Origin of the sequence: Sphingobacterium arenae (assembly GCF_014692505.1) — a bacterium.
In the GTDB taxonomy this organism is placed as follows: Bacteria; Bacteroidota; Bacteroidia; order Sphingobacteriales; family Sphingobacteriaceae; genus Sphingobacterium; species Sphingobacterium arenae.
In genome coordinates this window covers 254,384-271,413 of sequence record NZ_JACNYK010000004.1, presented here as the reverse complement: position 1 = coordinate 271,413, position 17,030 = coordinate 254,384, and the positions used below count along the sequence as shown (strand labels likewise).

Below are 17,030 nucleotides of genomic sequence, written 5' to 3'. Positions count from 1 at the left end.
AAAAATTATTTAAACTGCTCTACAAAATTTTCGAGTGTTCGATGGGAAAGAGCGGCGTATAAAAGTTCGTCTGTTTCTACAAAGAGCTGCTCTAACTTGGTGTTGACAAGTTTCCCTACAGGGCATTTTGGATTGGGATTCAGATTTTTTTTCCCTAGCACATGCGTGCTTTGTACAGCTTTGTATACATCTGCCAAGCTTATTTCGCTGCTCGGTACGCCCAGCATGGATCCTCCTTCTTTACCTTTCTTGCTGATAACCCAGCCTCGATCCTGTAGAATCCCTAACTCTTTACGGACAATCACGGGGTTTATCTGAATGCTGCCCGCAATCCAGTCGGAACTGAGCCATTCGCCCGGCGTTTTGGCCAAGAGCGTCAGAATATGGAGAAACGTTGCAAACCGCGTGTTGTTCATGAGGCAAAGATAGTCATAAATTTATAAATGTAATAATAGTTGTTACATTTTACATTTAGTCTACATATTTTCATCTTATTTTCCCCCTTATTTACACCGCTGTATAACCACCGTCGATATTGTAATAGCTGCCATTGATGAATGTAGCCTCGTCTGTACTCAAAAACAGCGCTAGCTTAGCTACTTCTTCTGCTTTACCGAGCCGACCGATCGGATGCTTGGCGATCAAGGCTTCTTTTTGTTCTGTGGGAAGCATATCTAACAGCGGTGTATCGATATAGCCGGGACCGATGGCATTAACCCTGATGTTCTGACTGGCATATTCTACCCCAAAGTTACGTGTCAATCCAAGCACGGCATGTTTTGCAGCAGCGTAGCCCACCGAACCCGGAACAGCGGTGATACTATGTATAGAGCCCATATTGATAATAGCACCACCACCATTTTTCAGCATTTGTTGTGTGGCGTATTTACAGCCATAGAATACACCGTTAAGGTTGATGTCGATAATGTTTTTCCAATCTTCGATGCTTAGATCGGCACCCATAGCCTGCTTGCCGCCAATACCCGCATTATTACACGCAATGTCCAACTGGCCGTACTGTTCGACGGTCTTAGCGACTAGACGCTCTACATCTTCTGGCGATGCGGTATTTGCTTTTACAAAGAAAGCTCTACCGCCTTCTTTTTTGATAAGTTCAACCACGTCGTTTCCGTGGGCTTCGTTAATATCTGAAACAACTACTTTCGCTCCCTCTTGTGCATATAGCAGGGCAATGGCTTTACCAATGCCGGAACCGGCGCCAGTGATATAGGCTACTTTGTTTTGTAATTTGCTCATAATGAATAATTTTATTGATTTAAATGTACGAAAATAAAATAATGATTTAATACACCTGTTTTGTCAACGCAAACGAACACCAGTATCCATATGCCTTTAAAGACCAGGATGAAGCTTAAATGCTACCTAATTCATGGCCAAAATACATTTTTAGCAAGTTCAAACAGGTGGGCTTCTGATTCGTAGAAATGCATCATGTAACCTGCGGTGTTTGGAAACAGAATGAGATCACCGATTTCAGGATAGGAATTTAGTTGAATTTTTCTTTTCAATATAAGCTCCTGCTCTAAACAATAGCTACCTACAAGATAGGCGTAACAGGCCTCGTTCTTCTCTTTGCTATCCCGCTGTGGAAGGTGTATCGGATCGACCAAAAAATCTGCACTGGAACTTCGAAGTTGTGTTCTATTCATTTCTAGCCCCACCAATAAGCGCCCGTGGCTGTCCTTTTTGCGAAAGGCAACTTTAGCCACCGTACAACCCACTTGGTCGAGTAGCGACCGGCCGGGTTCCATTCGGAATTCTAGTTTTCTTTCTGTGAATAATTGGTGGATGGGCACGTTGAAGATGCTCGACTTCGTGGTCAGAATCTGTTCCAACACGATTTCTTTATGTGTCCGATTATAGTAGGGATAGACGGTGGCTTCTCCAAAAAGACGGTCGGCTATTTTTACGATACCCAATGTGTCGTTTTGATAAGTCAGTTCGGTCCTTGTCCCCAAGATAGCGGCGCGCAAGCCTTCATGAAACGCAAGCCATTCTTTTTCCGACTGAAGATAATTGATCAATATACCTCCTCCAATGTCTAAGGAATGGGTGTGGACGCCATGTTTTGCCAATTTATCAATCAATTGTACTGATTGTTCAATTGCAGCTACTCGTTCGCCAACGGAATATCCGTTGAGATGGAAATGGACTCCCGTATATTGAAGGTTGGGGTAGTTGTTTGATAAGGCCAAAATGGTTTCAAAAGCGCTGCTCAAATCGAACCCAAACCGTGTTGGCAGTTTTCTTCCCTCAACCGAGAAGCCACCCAGACGGATATTAACTTCTATGGTGCTTCCGCTTTCTTCTGCTACTTCTTGTGCCAGTTGTAATTCATCGTTGTTATCCAATACGACAGTGACCTGATGTGCTTGTGCAAGCTGAAAGAGTTTTTTGTTTTTAACGGCAGCCGTCAGTACGAGTTGGCGGCTGTCGATTCCGGCCGCGATACATTGCTGCAGCTCACGGTAACTTGCGGTATCCACACCTTGCCCCATCCGCGCAACAGCCTGGGGTATTTCCAGACATTTGTTGGCTTTGCGTGCGAAGAATATTTGGTGCGCTACTTGGTATTTGGTCAGCACTTTTTGGTAGGCCGCTATGTTTTCTTTTAATGGTTCGAGATGATGTATATTGATGGGAGATCCGTATTGTTCGATTTGCTGAAATAGGGGCGCAGGATGGGTTGTAATGTTTTTTACCCAGTTGTGTAGGATGGGGGTTAATGGTAAAAAGATTTCCTTCATGTTTTTTTATGGTGCTAACGATCTTTAAGTGTTTCCTCTACCCAATAACATGCGGTATTGTTTTTTGTTCGCGATAAGGTGTCGTTATCGAAAAAAACACCTTCGGTATTTGAGCCATAACAGTAAACGGGTACGTTATTGATCGTCGTACATTTCCCATGTTTATCCATGGATAGGGTACCCGGGGAATACCCCTCATTTTCATGTTGCTTGATCAGACCTTGCTGCAGAAGGTTATCATAAAAAAAAGCATTCTTTTTTTGCAGCGCCGGCCGGCCGATTCGTGCATCTATTAGCGTAGCAACTTGTATCTCTAGTCCACTTGGATCTTGGATTAAAAACGTTTGTTGTCTGGTTTGCCAACGAACCTTCGGGTTTTGGAATGCACAAAAGCGGATGATACCGGCTTTGGCTAACGCGTATATCTTTTCCATATTGGCTATGGGTGGACCGTAGCTTACCCGATTGAATGCGCCGAAGTAATAGCTGTCTAGTTGCTGCTGCGAAGCACCGGTATAGCCCACCGTTCTATAAAGGTCGGCGATCCACGGGCATATTTTACCCCACACGGCAGCTGCGGCCATGCGTGGGCTTTTATCTTCTCCTTTATGGGCTTCTTCGATATTCATCTGGATATAACTCACTATTTCTTCTTCGGAACCAAGGGAGGGTTGAAGTAAATCTTTCAGGGTAAAGCGCTCTTCTTTTGGTACGCACTTTATTTTCTTTAAAATAGCTTGCAGGTCTGTGGATCCAATTAACACAGAATAATAGGCTAACTGTACTTCTTTTTCAATCGATGGAAGTACTTCGGTAAGAAAATCTATTTTTGCTGATCGATCCATTAAGGTTCTAAACCAAGCGTCTGTCATGAGAAATAGCGGACGTTGGGCGTGGTATTGTGGGCCGCGGCAACATATGGGTAGACTGGTTCTTGAAAAGGGATAAATCACCGGTTCTTTTCCGGTGGGCTTGTATTGACCGTGGGAAAATACACCACCTCGGCCCTCGGTAAGTGCCAAAGCGATATCGATGAAGGTTAGACCTAACCCGACAACACCGACGTGCTCTTGTGGCGGAATTGCTGCAAATTGAGATACGGGATAGGCCGCGCGTATATAGTGGGCCGCGGGTATTTCTGGATGATGGACAAGCGGACTGTTTTGGTAACAATGACCTGTGGCTAACAGGAGGCTATCGACCTCCCAAGCCCCGGTTTGGGTTTCGACCATTACCTTGATATCCTGGTAGGTTATCGTGGTGACGGGCTGTGAAATAAGTTCTAATTGAACATTGGTAGGTAGATTACGGGTCGTCTCGGTGGCGACCCATTGTAAGTAACGACCAACCAAAGCACGCGACGCAAAGTCGGTTGGCGCCACGGGCGTGTCGATCGTTTTTACTGCGGTTAACCAATCTACAAAGCTTTTTTGGTTTTCGTAATCCCGATAATCTGGGTGAAATGCCTGCACATGCCCAATGCAATAATTGATCAGCAGGTAATCTGGCTGATGTATATCGTAATTTGGCCCGCAGCCAAATAGTTTGTCCTGATTAAACCATAAAATCTTGAAATATTTGGAGGTGGGGTACAGCTTTAGTTGATTGATAAAGTGATTCAATGCATACAGACCTTTTGGCCCGCCACCGACTATAGCGACAGTGTTACTGTAATGTAGTGACTGGTTCTCTCGCTCTCTAGCCTGTACATAGGTGTAAAAGTTTGTTTCCTGTACAATGTGCTCAGTTCTCCAGATCATCATCTAATATTTTCGAACGTTTGCTGAATCCATTCTTCATTGTAAATAGTATCTAGGTATCGCTCCCCACTGTCGGGGAAGAGCAACGCGACTGTGGCTTGGGTAGGAATGATATTTTTTATTTTATGAAGTGCTGCAACGAGTGCGCCCGACGAGCCGCCGATGAGCATGCCTTCTTCATCCCGAAGTAAGTGGCATCCTTGAATAGCTTGGTGATCGGATATAAGCACATACTGGTCGACCTGGTGTTTCTGAAGAAACACGGAGGATTGGCTGGCGCCCATGCCTGGAATGTAACGGGCTTTGGGATTACTTTCAAACAGCATACTGCCCTCGGCATCAACCGCAATAAGCTTTGTGTGTGATTTTGATTTTTCAAGCGCGTCTGCTATACCTCGAATTGTACCACAGGTGCTTGTAGCGACAAGCATATAGTCTGGAGCTTTGCCTAACTGTCCGATAATTTCTCTAAATATACTTTCGTGTGCTATACGCACATTCGGATTTCCATATTGGTTGGTCCAATAGCTATTCGGCACTTCTTGTAACAGATCTTGTACTTTCTTTAACCGATTACGGAGGTAACCTTCATTTTCATCTTTTTCGGTAACCTCTACGAGGTTTGCTCCATAACTGCGTAGTAATTTTTTTGCGTGATCGTTAATATGTGGATCCACGACTATGTAAGAGCGTAAGCTTAACAACTTACAAAGGCGCGCTAAAGAAATCCCCATATTGCCCGAAGACGACTCGACAAGTGTGGTTCCTGCGTTTATCTCTCTCTTTCGTATGGCATCCACCAATATGTTTGTGGCAGACCGGTCTTTTACACTACCACTTGGGTTTCCCATTTCCAGCTTTGCATAGACGAACATGTCCAGAGCCGTGGACAAGGATTCCAGTTTACGCAAGGGGGTGTTGCCAATACCCTTTTCTAAGGTGGACGTTATGTTTTTCAAGCTTAGTACGCTCATAACCTGAATTCCTTAAGTTTACTTGAATTGTTATATTGTATTTTAACATAATTCAAAAAAGATGCCGTAATAGAGGAAGGTGGGATCTTATAAGTAGTAACTTAGAGAAATTAGGGATTAATACGGTGTATGGGTACGTAATTAACGTATGAGATGCGTTGAACTAAAATTAAATAATATTGCTTAAAACCCGTAAATGCGCAGATTGCTAATAAGAGCGACGGCATTTTGACGATAATTTTCCGTGGATAAGAAGAAATGTTTGGGTGCGCGAGGATCCAGAACGGTTGCATCTAGAACCTTATGTTCGTCGATATAAACCTGCATCCGACTACCATCTACGGACACCGATACATGCATGATGGCGTTGGCATAGTTGCTCAATGGGAATTCAATCCTGCTTTGGTTATTGTTGTAATTACTGGTGGTGTTGATGGTTTCGTAGTAATATTGCAAGCTCGTATACACATTGGTTTCGTTTGCAACGCCATAGATATATTTCCGGGTGCTGTTATTCTTGGAGAAACCAAAATCTATAGATCGTAAATCTTTGGCTTCGTTGGCGCGTGTGAGAAGATCAAACTCCAACGTGAATTTTTGTGGCAGATGAAGCAAGGTATCTAATTGATAGGAAGCTTGGTCGGCCAATTTTAACCATTTTCCCGGAGCGCCACTTATTTCTACTACGGTACCCGTACTATTTGTCTGCCAATATTTTGCCATACGACCCGGCGTGTCGTAGTTTAAACTATCTTCAAACAAGAGGACATGACCGGCCTTAAAAGGCTCTGATTTCGTTAGAATTTCAAACTTTCCTGCGGTTTTAGGGCCAGCGGTTTCGGGCATATTAGTCGTTGACTGTGGGTTCTTTTCGGTCGTTTCCCCATTCAGCAGGTCCTCAACAGACTTTTCAACCTTTCCTTCTACTTTACGTTGTATCTTTTTTAAAATTTGGGCGTGGCTATGGAAGGCTATGCCGAGTACGGAAATTAAAATAATAATCCTTTTCATAATTTGCTCTTCTTTCGATAGCTAAAAGTAGGGATATAGCGGAACAAAAAAGAGTGGAGCGGGGCATGCTTGAGTATTTGCCCTTAAAATTTGAGGATTCCGGCTGTCGTCAGAGCTGACCTAGATAGGCGATAATCTCCGTACGACGGCTTTGTGCTACGGGAAGGCTTTCTTTATTAGACATGATAAGTTGGTTCGACTTCTTTTTTAGGGAGGTAATGTATTGCTGGTTGACGAGATAGCTTTGGTGTATGCGTAGGAAACCGAAACCGTTTAACTTATCGTGATAATGTTTCAAAGGCTGTGAGACTAAAAATATCCGTCCGTCGGTTAAATGGAAGTTGCAATAATTATTGTCGGCAGCGAGATATAAAATTTCGCCAAGCCGTACGATGTGAACAGCCTTTTGGCTTTTGAGCACCAATCGTTGTTCTGCTTCTTCTTTCTGGCTTAGATTTCGTAAAGCTTGCTCCAGTTCGATTTTTCGGAACTCATCGTTGACCGATTGCAATACGCGTTCGATAGCTGTATAGAGGTCTGCCGGAGAAAAGGGTTTCACGACAAAGTCGAACGCATTGAAGCGGAAGGCCTTGGCTGCGTATGTGGAATAGGCGGTGATGAAAATGATCCGCAAAGGATAGCTTATTTCTTTCGAAATACGGCCGAGCCAATCGAAAGAATTTCCATCGGGAAGATTGATGTCGAGGATGCAAAAATCGACTTTGCCAGAAGCAAGGGATTGTTCTGCTTCCGCTATCTGATAACAAGGGATAATCTTGATCTGGGGGTATACTTCGGCAATGATATCTGCTATCATGGCCATGGTGAAATGGTCATCTTCGAGAAGCAGACAGGTCATTTTTTGTGTCATGATAAACTTTTTGAAATTTTTGTCAGATCAAATGAAAATCGGACCCGAGTACCGGGATAGACACTATGGGGCTCCACTTTTTCGATCGTTAAACTAGCGAAATTAGGGTATTGTTTATTGATTTCGTCGATTCTTTTGCTAACTAGTTTTGATCCCATGGATTTGTGTAGATTATTGGACCGGTCTGGAGCGGTCTTGGATATACCGCTCCCATTATCGGAAATATTGATCATTAGTTTTTGACCTGCTAAACGGATATCTACCGCGATGTGCGCATCCGTTTGCTCCACAATACCATGCTTAATAGCATTTTCAACAAATGGTTGAAGGAGCATCGGTGGCAGTTGTATAAGGGACGTATCTGCTTCGGGATCGACGTGTATGCTATAATGAAAAGGCTTATGTGAAGCCAGGCGTTGTAGGTAAAGGTAATGATGTAATAATTCGACCTCCTCTTCTAATGAAACCCAATCTGTATCTGAATGTGTTAAAGTGGATCGTATAAGACGCGCGAAGTTGCTTAAATACGTCATGGACGTTTCTTTATCGTTCTTGTAAAGGTAGTGCTGTACATGCTGTAGCGAATTGAATATAAAATGGGGATTCAACTGTGCGAGCAATAATTGATTTCTTGTCTTGGAATGGCTAAGCTCTCGTTTTACGCGTTCGTTTTTCAGATACAGATACGTCGCTAAGCAGATCAACAAAGTAAGAAGCGCACTTCCAATAATCACCATCGTAAGCTGTTGGCTTCGGTGTTTGTTTTCCAACTGTAGCGACTGAATTTGTCGCGATTTTTCCGCATTTTCATAGGCTTCCGTTATTTCGGCGATCCGTTCTTTTAATTCTTGCTGTTGTATCGAGTCCTTGAGCTGATCATATTCCGCAAAATATTGTAAGGCTGTCGCGTGATCATTTTGTAAGAGGGAAAGATCCTTTAGATTTTTAAGAATTTGTTGCCGTTGTGTGCCCTGAGCAAAGGGGAGTACATAGAGATACGATCGTTTTCCTTCGTTCAGCTCACCAGACTGTGTTAACGCGTAGCCGAGGTTATTATATGTCACGACAGATGGTGGTTGATTTAATTGTGCTCTGATCCAGAGACTTTCCCTACTGTGGGTGATGGCTGCTTTCCAATTTTTCGCTTTGATAAATAGATTACTGAGGTTGGTATGAATAATGGCTTGCATCGCCTTTTGATCCAAAACCCGAGCCGTCTGTAACGAAGTCTTTAGATACCGGAGTGCCTCGTCATCCCGATTGGCATCCATTAGCGTGTTGGCGAGGTTGATCCTGATCTGTAGTTTTTTAAGGGAGGTTTTTGTTGCGAGACTGTCCGCCTGTTCAAGATAGCGTATCGCCTCTGTGAAATTTTTAGCTTGTGCGTGGAGTACGCCTATTCCCATGTACACATCCGTCAGGAAAGAAGGTTGTTTGACAGATTTGGCCAGTTGTAATGCTGTTAGGTACGATTGTAGCGAACTATCCAGTTGGTGGTTCATATGCCAAGCACGCGCCATGCCAAGCTGGGCTCGCAACTGTACGGTGTCCGGGACGCTATTGCGTTCAACTTCTAATATAATTCTTTTATATAGTGACCTACTTTCTTCAACGAAGCCTTTCTTAAGCAATAGATCTGCACTATCGATCAATGTTTTCGTTTTTTGAGGTTGGCCGATAACGATCTGCATATGCACACAGCAGATCAATAGCAAACTGCCTAATTTTAGGAAAAATAAACGAGGACGTTGGATAGGCATGTGTTGAAAAAAATAATTCAAAATGTATTTAGTGTTATTAACAAAAGTAATAAGATTGTGGAGACTACGGAAATCCTAGATGTATCTTTCTTGTCCTAAGGCAAGATAGATTGCTGATGGGAAATATAACTTTGTTTGTGGTAATACGCCGTGCTGCTACAAATAATCTATAGGAATGAATAAGATAATGGCATCTATAGCACTGACAACTTTGGGACTGATTTCAAATAGTGCGAGCAAAGCTGAATATACCGTTACCGAGGTATCCGAAGAGGAGGGGCTCACTTTAGATAGTGCTTCGTTTCAGGGATATGTGGAGGTCAACGGATTAAATATGTATTATGAGATATATGGTGAGGGAAAACCGCTCGTTTTGATTCATGGCGGTGGATCTACTATTCAGACGACTTTCGGAAAAGCCATTCCTTTATTGGCGAAAAATAGAAAAATAATAGCTGTTGAATTGCAAGCGCATGGACGTACCGGTGACAGAAACACGGAATTGTCGTTTCAACAGGATGCGGATGATGTGGTCACACTCTTGAAAAAAATAGGAGTCGATAAAGCGGATTTTCTAGGATTTAGTAATGGTGGTACAACGACGCTATATATTGCTACGGAATACCCTATCGTAGTGGATAAGATTATTTTAGCTTCGGCATTGGCTAAGCGTAATGGGGTACCCCAATGGTTTTGGGAGTTCATGGAAGATGCTAAACTCGATAATATGCCCCAACAGTTGAAAGACGCCTATTTGGATGTTACTCCCGATGTGAAGCGTCTGCGTGTAATGCATGATAAAGATGCCCGAAGGATGCTCCACTTTGTGGATATTCCTGATGAAAAAATACGGGATATAGAAGCGCCGACATTGGTGCTGATAGGGGATAAGGATGTCATCACGTTGGAACATGCGCTGGAGTTGCATCAATTGATCACCAATTCAGAACTCGCAATTATTCCGGGGGGACATGGGGAGTATATCGGTGAAGTAACCACCTTGAAACCTGATTTTAAAGAAACGGACTTGGTCGTTCCACTACTGGAAAAATTCCTGGATAAGGCTTGGTAGACTATGCCTTGTAAACTGATCTTATCGAATTAACAATAATATAATATGGTTTAGCCACTATCGAAATACGAAAAGGATATTTTTGTCGTGCGGAATCTTCTGGAAGATCCCACATGGAGAAAAAAGAAATGGAACGTTACGTAAAGCTTGGTGATGAGGCCGAAACCACAGAAATTACACAACTAAACCACGGAAGTGAATCCTCTTTCACTTCGATATATCATCGCCACCATCAAAAGATCTACGCAAATATTCTCAAAGTCGTCCACTCGCCTGAATATGCACAGGAAATCTTGCAGGATGTTTTTCTTAGTCTTTGGCAGAACAGGTACAAGATCGATAAAGATAAATCTTTAGCAAATTGGCTGTTTGTGGTCAGTTTCAATAAGTCTATGGACTTTCTCAAGAAAAAACTACGGGATCATATCGACTTTGTGGCAGACTATGACACGCTATACGTGGATACCGAAGACATACAGGAGCAAGAAGAGATTATTGCGGAACAATTAAGGATGCTGGAAGAGGCTATCGGGCAGCTATCCCCCCGTAAAAAAGAGGTCTTTAGGCTGTGCCGTTATGAAGGTCATTCCAAGGAACGGGTGGCGGAGATGTTGGGTTTAACTGTAAACTCGGTTTCGGAATACCTGAAACAGGCGAATAAATGTATTAGGCAATATGTTGCCACAAGTGATCCGTATGCGTATGGAAATGGTGTACTACTCTTATTGTCTGCCAATATGTATATGTTTACGTTTTAGTAATAATTTGTTAACCAATTAGACCATTGCCTCGTGGCATAGCCCATCGTATTTATATATGATGGGAAACAAAATAAGAAACAGCATCCGCGCATTTTGGAAAGGTGGCTTAACAGAACCGCAAACGAAGGATCTGCTCGATAATTTGGAGAGGCAACAGCCTGATCTGCAAGAACGGCTGAAAACAGAATTTGTGGAGGAGGTTGATAGCCACCGGTTACTCAGCCCCGAACAGTCGGATGAATTGTTGCAGGCAATCCGAAGCCGTGCAGGTATGCAAACACCGGTTCGGACACTTTCTCCTTATAGGTGGATTGGCGTAGCGGCGGTGCTTCTGGTCTTTTTTATGTTCGGATTTTACTATATGCTTGACCACAGGGAAAATACACTAGCGGAAACACTGTATACTGCGGTGACGCCCTCCCAGACATTGGTGGTTTCATCAAAGGACGATTCGTTGCTGCACGTATTCGACGATGGATCCGTGGTTCTGCTTTCGCCCTATAGTACAATCCATTTTGATGAAGATTACGGTACCGGTAACCGAAGTTTGCTGCTAAAAGGCGAGGGGAAATTTGCTGTGAAGCGTGACAGTATTTTACCGTTTGAAGTCGTGGCGAATGGATTTACCACGACAGCCCTCGGAACGGAGTTTATTGTAGACGGTCGGAATACGGATAACACGACGGTACATCTACTCTCGGGTAAGGTGATGGTTCACGCTACGAAGGAGGCGAGGATGCGAATTCAAGACACCTATCTGGTGGCTGGAGAGATATTGGCCATAGACGAAATTCACAAAACTGCAATAACGAGCCGGACGGTTAAATCTAAACCCACCGTACAATTAACGGACTCCAGATGGGAAAATGCCTCGCTTCGTCAACGGCAGCATCTTCGATTTGATAAAAGCGATTTGGCCGAGGTCATCCGGCAGATTGCTATAAAATTTGATACGCCTATAACTATTGATGCTGAAGTGCCGAGAAACTTGACATTCACAGGTGAATTTTCCTTAAACGATAGTCTGGAAACGATACTACACACCATCTGCTTGGTTAACGATTTACAACAGGAGAGCGGGCCGGCTAACAGCGTGCTTATTCGATTAAGGGATGACATCCACAAACAGGGTGTAGACACAACCGAAATAAATTCATTACCTAATAACTAGAATCTAAACAATATCAATAAAAATGAAAACAAACAGATTTTTTCTTTATTTATCTTGGCTATGCATAGCTTTCCTATCCTTTGGAATAGAGGAGGTACTGGCGCAGCAAACCGGACAGATTAAAGGCCGTGTGCTCGATGAGGGAGGGAATCCACTGAGCGGAGTTTCCGTGTCTAGTAAAGGGCATGGAGATACGAAAGCCACAGCTTCCGATCAAAGCGGCGTCTTCGTTCTGAATAATTTACAGGTGGGTAAACGATATAGGATTATTTTTTCGCTTGTTGGTTATAAAAATCATGAGGAGGCAGATTTCCTGGTCAGCGCAGAGGATAAGAATTCGTTGTTGGTTCGGTTGGCAGCGCAGTCGTCGGAGCTAGAGGAGGTGGTGGTAACGGCACTAGGGATTACCCGTGCTTCTAAATCTGTGGGCTTTTCTGTACAGCAGGTCGATGGCGATATGATACAGGAGGCGCACGAGACCAATCTAGTGAATACGTTGAGCGGTCGCGTGGCGGGGGTGCAGATCACAAACTCGTCAGGTGGTATCGGTGCTTCGTCAAACATACAGATCAGGGGGCAGAATTTCGTGAGTGGTTATAACTATAATAATTCGCCGCTGTTTGTGGTAGATGGCATCCCAATCAGTAACAACAACGAACAATCTACCCGCGCGTTTACCGGACGACAAGACTTCAATAATCCAAATTTTACGGGAGGGGAGGGTGAAGTGGATTACGGAAATGCTGCGGGTGAAATCGATCCGAATGATATTGAAAGTATTTCGGTACTGAAAGGGCCTAATGCAGCTGCTTTGTACGGATCTCGCGCGTCTAATGGGGTTGTATTAATTACCACCAAGTCTGGCAAGGGTGTCAAAGGGGTGGGAATAAATTTTAATTCGCATGTCGATTTTGGGACACCATTGAAGCTTCCGGATTACCAATACGCATACGGACAAGGGCGTTATGGTGTTTATGAATACGTAGATGGTATGGGGACGGAAGCAAATAAGTTTGATAACGTCATGGAAAATTGGGGACCTGCTTTGAATGGACAGCTGATCAAACAATGGGATTCGCCGATTGACCCACAAACCGGCGAACGTATCGCAACGCCTTTTGTGGCGCATCGCAACCAGTTGAAAGATTTTCTGGAGACCAGCAAGACCTTTACAAACAGTCTTTCTATATCCAATAGTAATGATAAGCTAAATTATCGATTTTCGTACTCCAATCTGTCTCAATCGGGCATGGTGCCGAATACGGATTTGAGCCGAAATTCGCTGGGCGTGAATGCGGGATATCAGATTATTCCGAATTTGCGATTGGATGTGGCGATGAACTGGGTGAATAGTGGAAGCGACAACAGGGCAAGCTATGGCGCAAAGAATGACGAATCGATTATGCGGATGTTTCTATATATGCCCCGCAACTTGGACGTTCGTTCGTTACGGGATTACTGGAGGCCGGAAAGTAATCAGACAGAACAACATTCTCCTATTTTTAACATGAATGGTACCATCTGGAATAATCCCTATTTCGTTGCTTACGAAAACTTAAACGGTAACAACAGAGATCGTGTATATGGTAATGTGAAAGCGACATATGACATTCGTCCTGATTTGAAGTTCATGTTACGGTCGGGCCGCGATTTTTATAATGATAAACGGACCATGCGACATGCCCACTCGTCTAGTCAGTATAAAAACGGATACTATCAGGAGGATGACGTCTATTTTATAGAAACCAATCATGATATGCTACTAAGCTACAGTCCAAGGCTTAACTCGGATTTTTCTTTCGATGCATCGCTCGGGGGCAACTTGATGTCACAGGTTTCGAAGCGTTTAGGAGCTATTGCTCCTCGTTTGGCCATACCGAATGTATATAACCTTACCAATAATGGTGAACCTCTACTGGCCGGGAATACGTACCAGGAGAAGCAGATCAACTCGATCTACGGAACGGCTCAAATAGGATTCAGGGAAATGGTTTATCTCGATTTAACCGGACGTAACGACTGGTCGAGCGCTTTACCCAAGGCCAATAATTCATACTTTTATCCGTCAGCTTCGTTGAGCATCATTGCGTCTGATTTGTTCGGCTGGACGAGCGAAAAATTCAATATGTTGAAATTGCGAGGTGCTGCGTCTTCAGTAAGAAGGGATCTAGAACCATATCGTACGTTACCTAATTTCTTGGTGACACAAGGTTGGGGAGGAGAGACGGTAGCCATCCATAATAACAACTATCCGAACGAAAACATTCGTCCGGAGAAAGTGGTCTCTTACGAATTCGGATTTGATTCTCGATTATTTAATAACCGTCTCGGACTGGATCTGACCTACTATAATAGTAGAACAACGGATTTGATTATTCCGGTAACACTAAACCCGTCGGCAGGTTACGATACGAAGCTGATGAACGTGGGCGAGATGACGAATCATGGAATGGAAATCATGTTGAGTGGTACACCGATACGAAATGATAATTTTTCATGGAATGTCTTTGTAAATTATTCTTTCAATAGAAATCGGGTGGTTTCGCTTGCCGAAGATAGGGGTATCTCCCGCATACGCCAACTGGAACGATGGGCATCGCTGGAACTCCGTACGGAAAATACGAAAGGTGATGGTTCTTCTGGGTCGCTTTACGGAGATTACTTGATTTATGATGATAATGGCCAACTGACACACCGTAATGGTCTCCCACAGGAAGAGAATGGTGATTGGGGTTATCTAGGCAACGTCAATCCGAAATGGATCGGCAGCATAGCCAATGACTTTCGATATAAAAACTGGAACCTCAGTTTCTTGTTTGCTGGTCAAAAAGGTGGTGTAGTTCATTCCCGGACGTATATTGAGGGCGTCCGTGCAGGAAGTCTTCCCGAGTCGTTACCGTTTCGGGATGAAAATGGTGCAGGAACGATTATCGGGGAGGGAATAGACATCGATACCGGACAGCCCAATAATGTAGGTATTCCGGTACGCGATTATTGGCGAGAATATTATAACAACGACCGTATCGCGACTTTTGATGCGTCGTACCTTAAATTAAGGGAATTGAAGGTCAGTTATCGGTTACCACAGCGCATGTTGCAGCGAACAGCGATAAAGGGGGCTTCTATATCCTTTATCGGCAGAAACTTAATGCTATGGTCAGATGTACCGCATATTGACCCGGAGGTATCGGCGTACGATGGCCAATTTGTAGGGGTAGAAGCGATGTCGTTGCCGTCCATGCGGAATTTCGGAATGTCCGTGAATGTGGCTTTTTAACGGAGTGTAGTGTATAAAAAAATGATAATACAGATGAAACAATATTTAGCGTATATAGCTGTTGCGGTATTGGCTTTTCAGTCCTGCAACGATTTTGAGAAAATGAATATCGATCCCAATAATCCGGCTGTTGTGCCGGTGGAAATGTTGCTTCCGCCCGTCATCAGCGGTGGAGTGAATACGATGGTGGGAAGTGGTCGTAGAGCTGGACAGTATGTACAGCATCTGGCGTATCCGGGTGGTACAAGTGAAAGTGACGGTCGTTTTAACCTCACGGGTGCTAATTGGCGAGAGGAATGGAACGGCGCGGTACGTTTGATCAAGGACGTCAATCAGATGAAACTGCTGGCAGAGCAGAACAACCAACCGGAATACCTTGCACTCGCACATATCAATAAGGTGTATATCCTTTCCTTGGTTACAGACGCATTTGGGGATATTCCTTACGATGAGGCAGGAATGGGAAATGTGGACGGACTGGAATTCCCGAAGTTTCAAGCGCAGGAAGAGGTTTATCAACGGATGTTGGAAGATTTGGAAGCCGCGAATACGCTTCTAGCTGAACTCCCCGCAGGAGTTTCCGTTAGCCGTGATATTCTGTACAACGGCGATCTACAGAAATGGCGAAAATTTGCAAATACATTAATGATTCGGATATTGATGAGACAGTCGGCCAAAAAAGATGTTTCGCAGCAAGTGGCCGAAATATTCAATAACCCGGATCGTTATCCGGTATTTTCGAGCGTGGATGATGGTGCTACGTTGGTATACAACAATTCGAGTGACTATTACGCTTGGTTTATTCAAAATCCTTCCTCCGATGGCAGTGGAGTCGATTTTTCGGACAATGCCCGGATAAGTGATGTGATGGTCGGATTATTGAAGAGCGGTTCGGATCCGCGATTGCCTGTCTATGCCGCTCCGACCCGAAATTCGTTTTTGGCAAATGCCAGCAATCCTAACAAGGGGTTGGAATACCGTGGGCAGACCGCAGGATTGAGTTCAGCGGAACAGGATGCGCTTTACGAAAGAACGAAATATGATGATGGCGACTTTTCCGTAGTGGGTCGCCGCATCAGAAGAGGTGACCGGGCTTTTCTAATGACTTATAGCGAACTGCTACTGTTAAAAGCTGAAGCGATCCAACGAAATATGGGGGTGACCGGGCAGGTGGAGGAGGTTTACCAAAATGCGGTTGATGCGTCGTTTGATAAATGGAGACAGGTGGGAAGTCAATCACAATCACAGAATCCGTATATTAGTGATAGCCAAAGAGAGGCGTATTGGGCACTAGAGACGAACCAGTATCAACCGGAAAAAGGACTGACCATGATTGCTGAACAGTATTTTATAGACAGTTTTTTGAACGGCTTTGAGGGTTGGGCATCGTGGCGGCGTACGGGGATTCCTGAAATCAAACCAGGTCCCTCGGTATTAGCACCGATTCCGGTACGGTACGTCTATTCGGATAACGAACAGAATAATCCGAGCTTAATCAAATGGGTGGAACAGCATATGGACGGAAAGATGCCGAATCATAATGTGAAGGTTTGGTTTCAGCCATAGCTAGCGCGTGTGTGGAAAAAAGTAAGATAATAAATAAAA

General features: G+C 44.0%; 13 protein-coding genes. 5 read left to right on the top strand and 8 right to left on the bottom strand.

Annotated features, from left to right (window positions below):
• Nucleotides 1–5 precede the first annotated feature (5 nt).
• The 8 genes from H8B17_RS15375 to H8B17_RS15340 all read right to left on the bottom strand — a co-directional run bounded on the left by H8B17_RS15375 (nt 6) and on the right by H8B17_RS15340 (nt 9,165).
• Complete coding sequence (locus H8B17_RS15375) at nt 6–416, bottom strand: Rrf2 family transcriptional regulator (RefSeq protein WP_190310106.1); 411 nt, start codon at nt 414–416, stop codon at nt 6–8.
• Between the two features lie 91 nt (nt 417–507).
• Nucleotides 508–1,257: an SDR family NAD(P)-dependent oxidoreductase gene (locus H8B17_RS15370; protein ID WP_190310105.1), complete on the bottom strand. Its 750-nt coding sequence runs from the start codon at nt 1,255–1,257 to the stop codon at nt 508–510.
• A gap of 131 nt (nt 1,258–1,388) precedes the next feature.
• The gene (locus tag H8B17_RS15365) at nt 1,389–2,768 is read right to left on the bottom strand and encodes an alanine racemase (protein WP_190310104.1); all 1,380 of its coding nucleotides are present in this window, start codon (nt 2,766–2,768) and stop codon (nt 1,389–1,391) included.
• 14 nt (nt 2,769–2,782) lie between these two features.
• Nucleotides 2,783–4,531 (bottom strand): FAD/NAD(P)-binding protein, encoded by a 1,749-nt coding sequence (locus tag H8B17_RS15360; protein WP_190310103.1) that lies wholly within the window; start codon nt 4,529–4,531, stop codon nt 2,783–2,785.
• Entirely contained in the window at nt 4,528–5,502 is a 975-nt protein-coding gene (sbnA, locus tag H8B17_RS15355) for a 2,3-diaminopropionate biosynthesis protein SbnA (RefSeq protein WP_190310102.1), read from the bottom strand. The genes H8B17_RS15360 and sbnA overlap by 4 nt, the downstream gene beginning before the upstream one ends.
• 183 nt (nt 5,503–5,685) lie before the next feature.
• Entirely contained in the window at nt 5,686–6,513 is an 828-nt protein-coding gene (locus H8B17_RS15350; protein WP_190310101.1) for a hypothetical protein, read from the bottom strand.
• 109 nt (nt 6,514–6,622) lie between these two features.
• Nucleotides 6,623–7,384 (bottom strand): LytR/AlgR family response regulator transcription factor, encoded by a 762-nt coding sequence (locus H8B17_RS15345; protein WP_190310100.1) that lies wholly within the window; start codon nt 7,382–7,384, stop codon nt 6,623–6,625.
• Nucleotides 7,381–9,165, bottom strand: coding sequence for a tetratricopeptide repeat-containing sensor histidine kinase (locus H8B17_RS15340; RefSeq protein ID WP_190310099.1), 1,785 nt, complete (start codon nt 9,163–9,165; stop codon nt 7,381–7,383). The genes H8B17_RS15345 and H8B17_RS15340 overlap by 4 nt, the downstream gene beginning before the upstream one ends.
• 154 nt (nt 9,166–9,319) lie before the next feature.
• On the opposite strand from H8B17_RS15340, the gene H8B17_RS15335 reads away from it, so the two are divergent.
• The 5 genes from H8B17_RS15335 to H8B17_RS15315 all read left to right on the top strand — a co-directional run bounded on the left by H8B17_RS15335 (nt 9,320) and on the right by H8B17_RS15315 (nt 16,991).
• Nucleotides 9,320–10,216 carry an alpha/beta fold hydrolase gene (locus H8B17_RS15335; protein ID WP_223816606.1) on the top strand — a complete coding sequence of 299 codons (897 nt, stop codon included), beginning with the start codon at nt 9,320–9,322 and terminating at the stop codon, nt 10,214–10,216.
• Nucleotides 10,217–10,344: 128 nt separating this feature from the next.
• Nucleotides 10,345–10,974 (top strand): RNA polymerase sigma factor, encoded by a 630-nt coding sequence (locus H8B17_RS15330; protein WP_223816605.1) that lies wholly within the window; start codon nt 10,345–10,347, stop codon nt 10,972–10,974.
• Nucleotides 10,975–11,032: 58 nt separating this feature from the next.
• The gene (locus H8B17_RS15325) at nt 11,033–12,148 is read left to right on the top strand and encodes a FecR family protein (protein ID WP_190310097.1); all 1,116 of its coding nucleotides are present in this window, start codon (nt 11,033–11,035) and stop codon (nt 12,146–12,148) included.
• A 22-nt stretch (nt 12,149–12,170) separates the two neighbouring features.
• Nucleotides 12,171–15,425, top strand: a complete 3,255-nt coding sequence (locus H8B17_RS15320) for a SusC/RagA family TonB-linked outer membrane protein (RefSeq protein ID WP_190310096.1) — start codon at nt 12,171–12,173, stop codon at nt 15,423–15,425.
• Nucleotides 15,426–15,458: 33 nt separating this feature from the next.
• Nucleotides 15,459–16,991 carry a SusD/RagB family nutrient-binding outer membrane lipoprotein gene (locus H8B17_RS15315; RefSeq protein WP_190310095.1) on the top strand — a complete coding sequence of 511 codons (1,533 nt, stop codon included), beginning with the start codon at nt 15,459–15,461 and terminating at the stop codon, nt 16,989–16,991.
• The last annotated feature ends 39 nt before the right edge of the window (nt 16,992–17,030 follow it).

What these genes read in the sequence shown, in the direction of transcription:
- H8B17_RS15330 (WP_223816605.1), top strand. Translation starts at nt 10,345, where the DNA reads ATGGAACGTTACGTAAAGCTTGGTGATGAGGCCGAAACCACAGAAATT.
- H8B17_RS15345 (WP_190310100.1), bottom strand. Translation starts at nt 7,384, where the DNA reads ATGACACAAAAAATGACCTGTCTGCTTCTCGAAGATGACCATTTCACC.
- H8B17_RS15315 (WP_190310095.1), top strand. Translation starts at nt 15,459, where the DNA reads ATGAAACAATATTTAGCGTATATAGCTGTTGCGGTATTGGCTTTTCAG.
- H8B17_RS15335 (WP_223816606.1), top strand. Translation starts at nt 9,320, where the DNA reads ATGAATAAGATAATGGCATCTATAGCACTGACAACTTTGGGACTGATT.
- sbnA (WP_190310102.1), bottom strand. Translation starts at nt 5,502, where the DNA reads ATGAGCGTACTAAGCTTGAAAAACATAACGTCCACCTTAGAAAAGGGT.
- H8B17_RS15360 (WP_190310103.1), bottom strand. Translation starts at nt 4,531, where the DNA reads ATGATGATCTGGAGAACTGAGCACATTGTACAGGAAACAAACTTTTAC.
- H8B17_RS15375 (WP_190310106.1), bottom strand. Translation starts at nt 416, where the DNA reads ATGAACAACACGCGGTTTGCAACGTTTCTCCATATTCTGACGCTCTTG.
- H8B17_RS15320 (WP_190310096.1), top strand. Translation starts at nt 12,171, where the DNA reads ATGAAAACAAACAGATTTTTTCTTTATTTATCTTGGCTATGCATAGCT.
- H8B17_RS15370 (WP_190310105.1), bottom strand. Translation starts at nt 1,257, where the DNA reads ATGAGCAAATTACAAAACAAAGTAGCCTATATCACTGGCGCCGGTTCC.
- H8B17_RS15325 (WP_190310097.1), top strand. Translation starts at nt 11,033, where the DNA reads ATGATGGGAAACAAAATAAGAAACAGCATCCGCGCATTTTGGAAAGGT.
- H8B17_RS15365 (WP_190310104.1), bottom strand. Translation starts at nt 2,768, where the DNA reads ATGAAGGAAATCTTTTTACCATTAACCCCCATCCTACACAACTGGGTA.
- H8B17_RS15350 (WP_190310101.1), bottom strand. Translation starts at nt 6,513, where the DNA reads ATGAAAAGGATTATTATTTTAATTTCCGTACTCGGCATAGCCTTCCAT.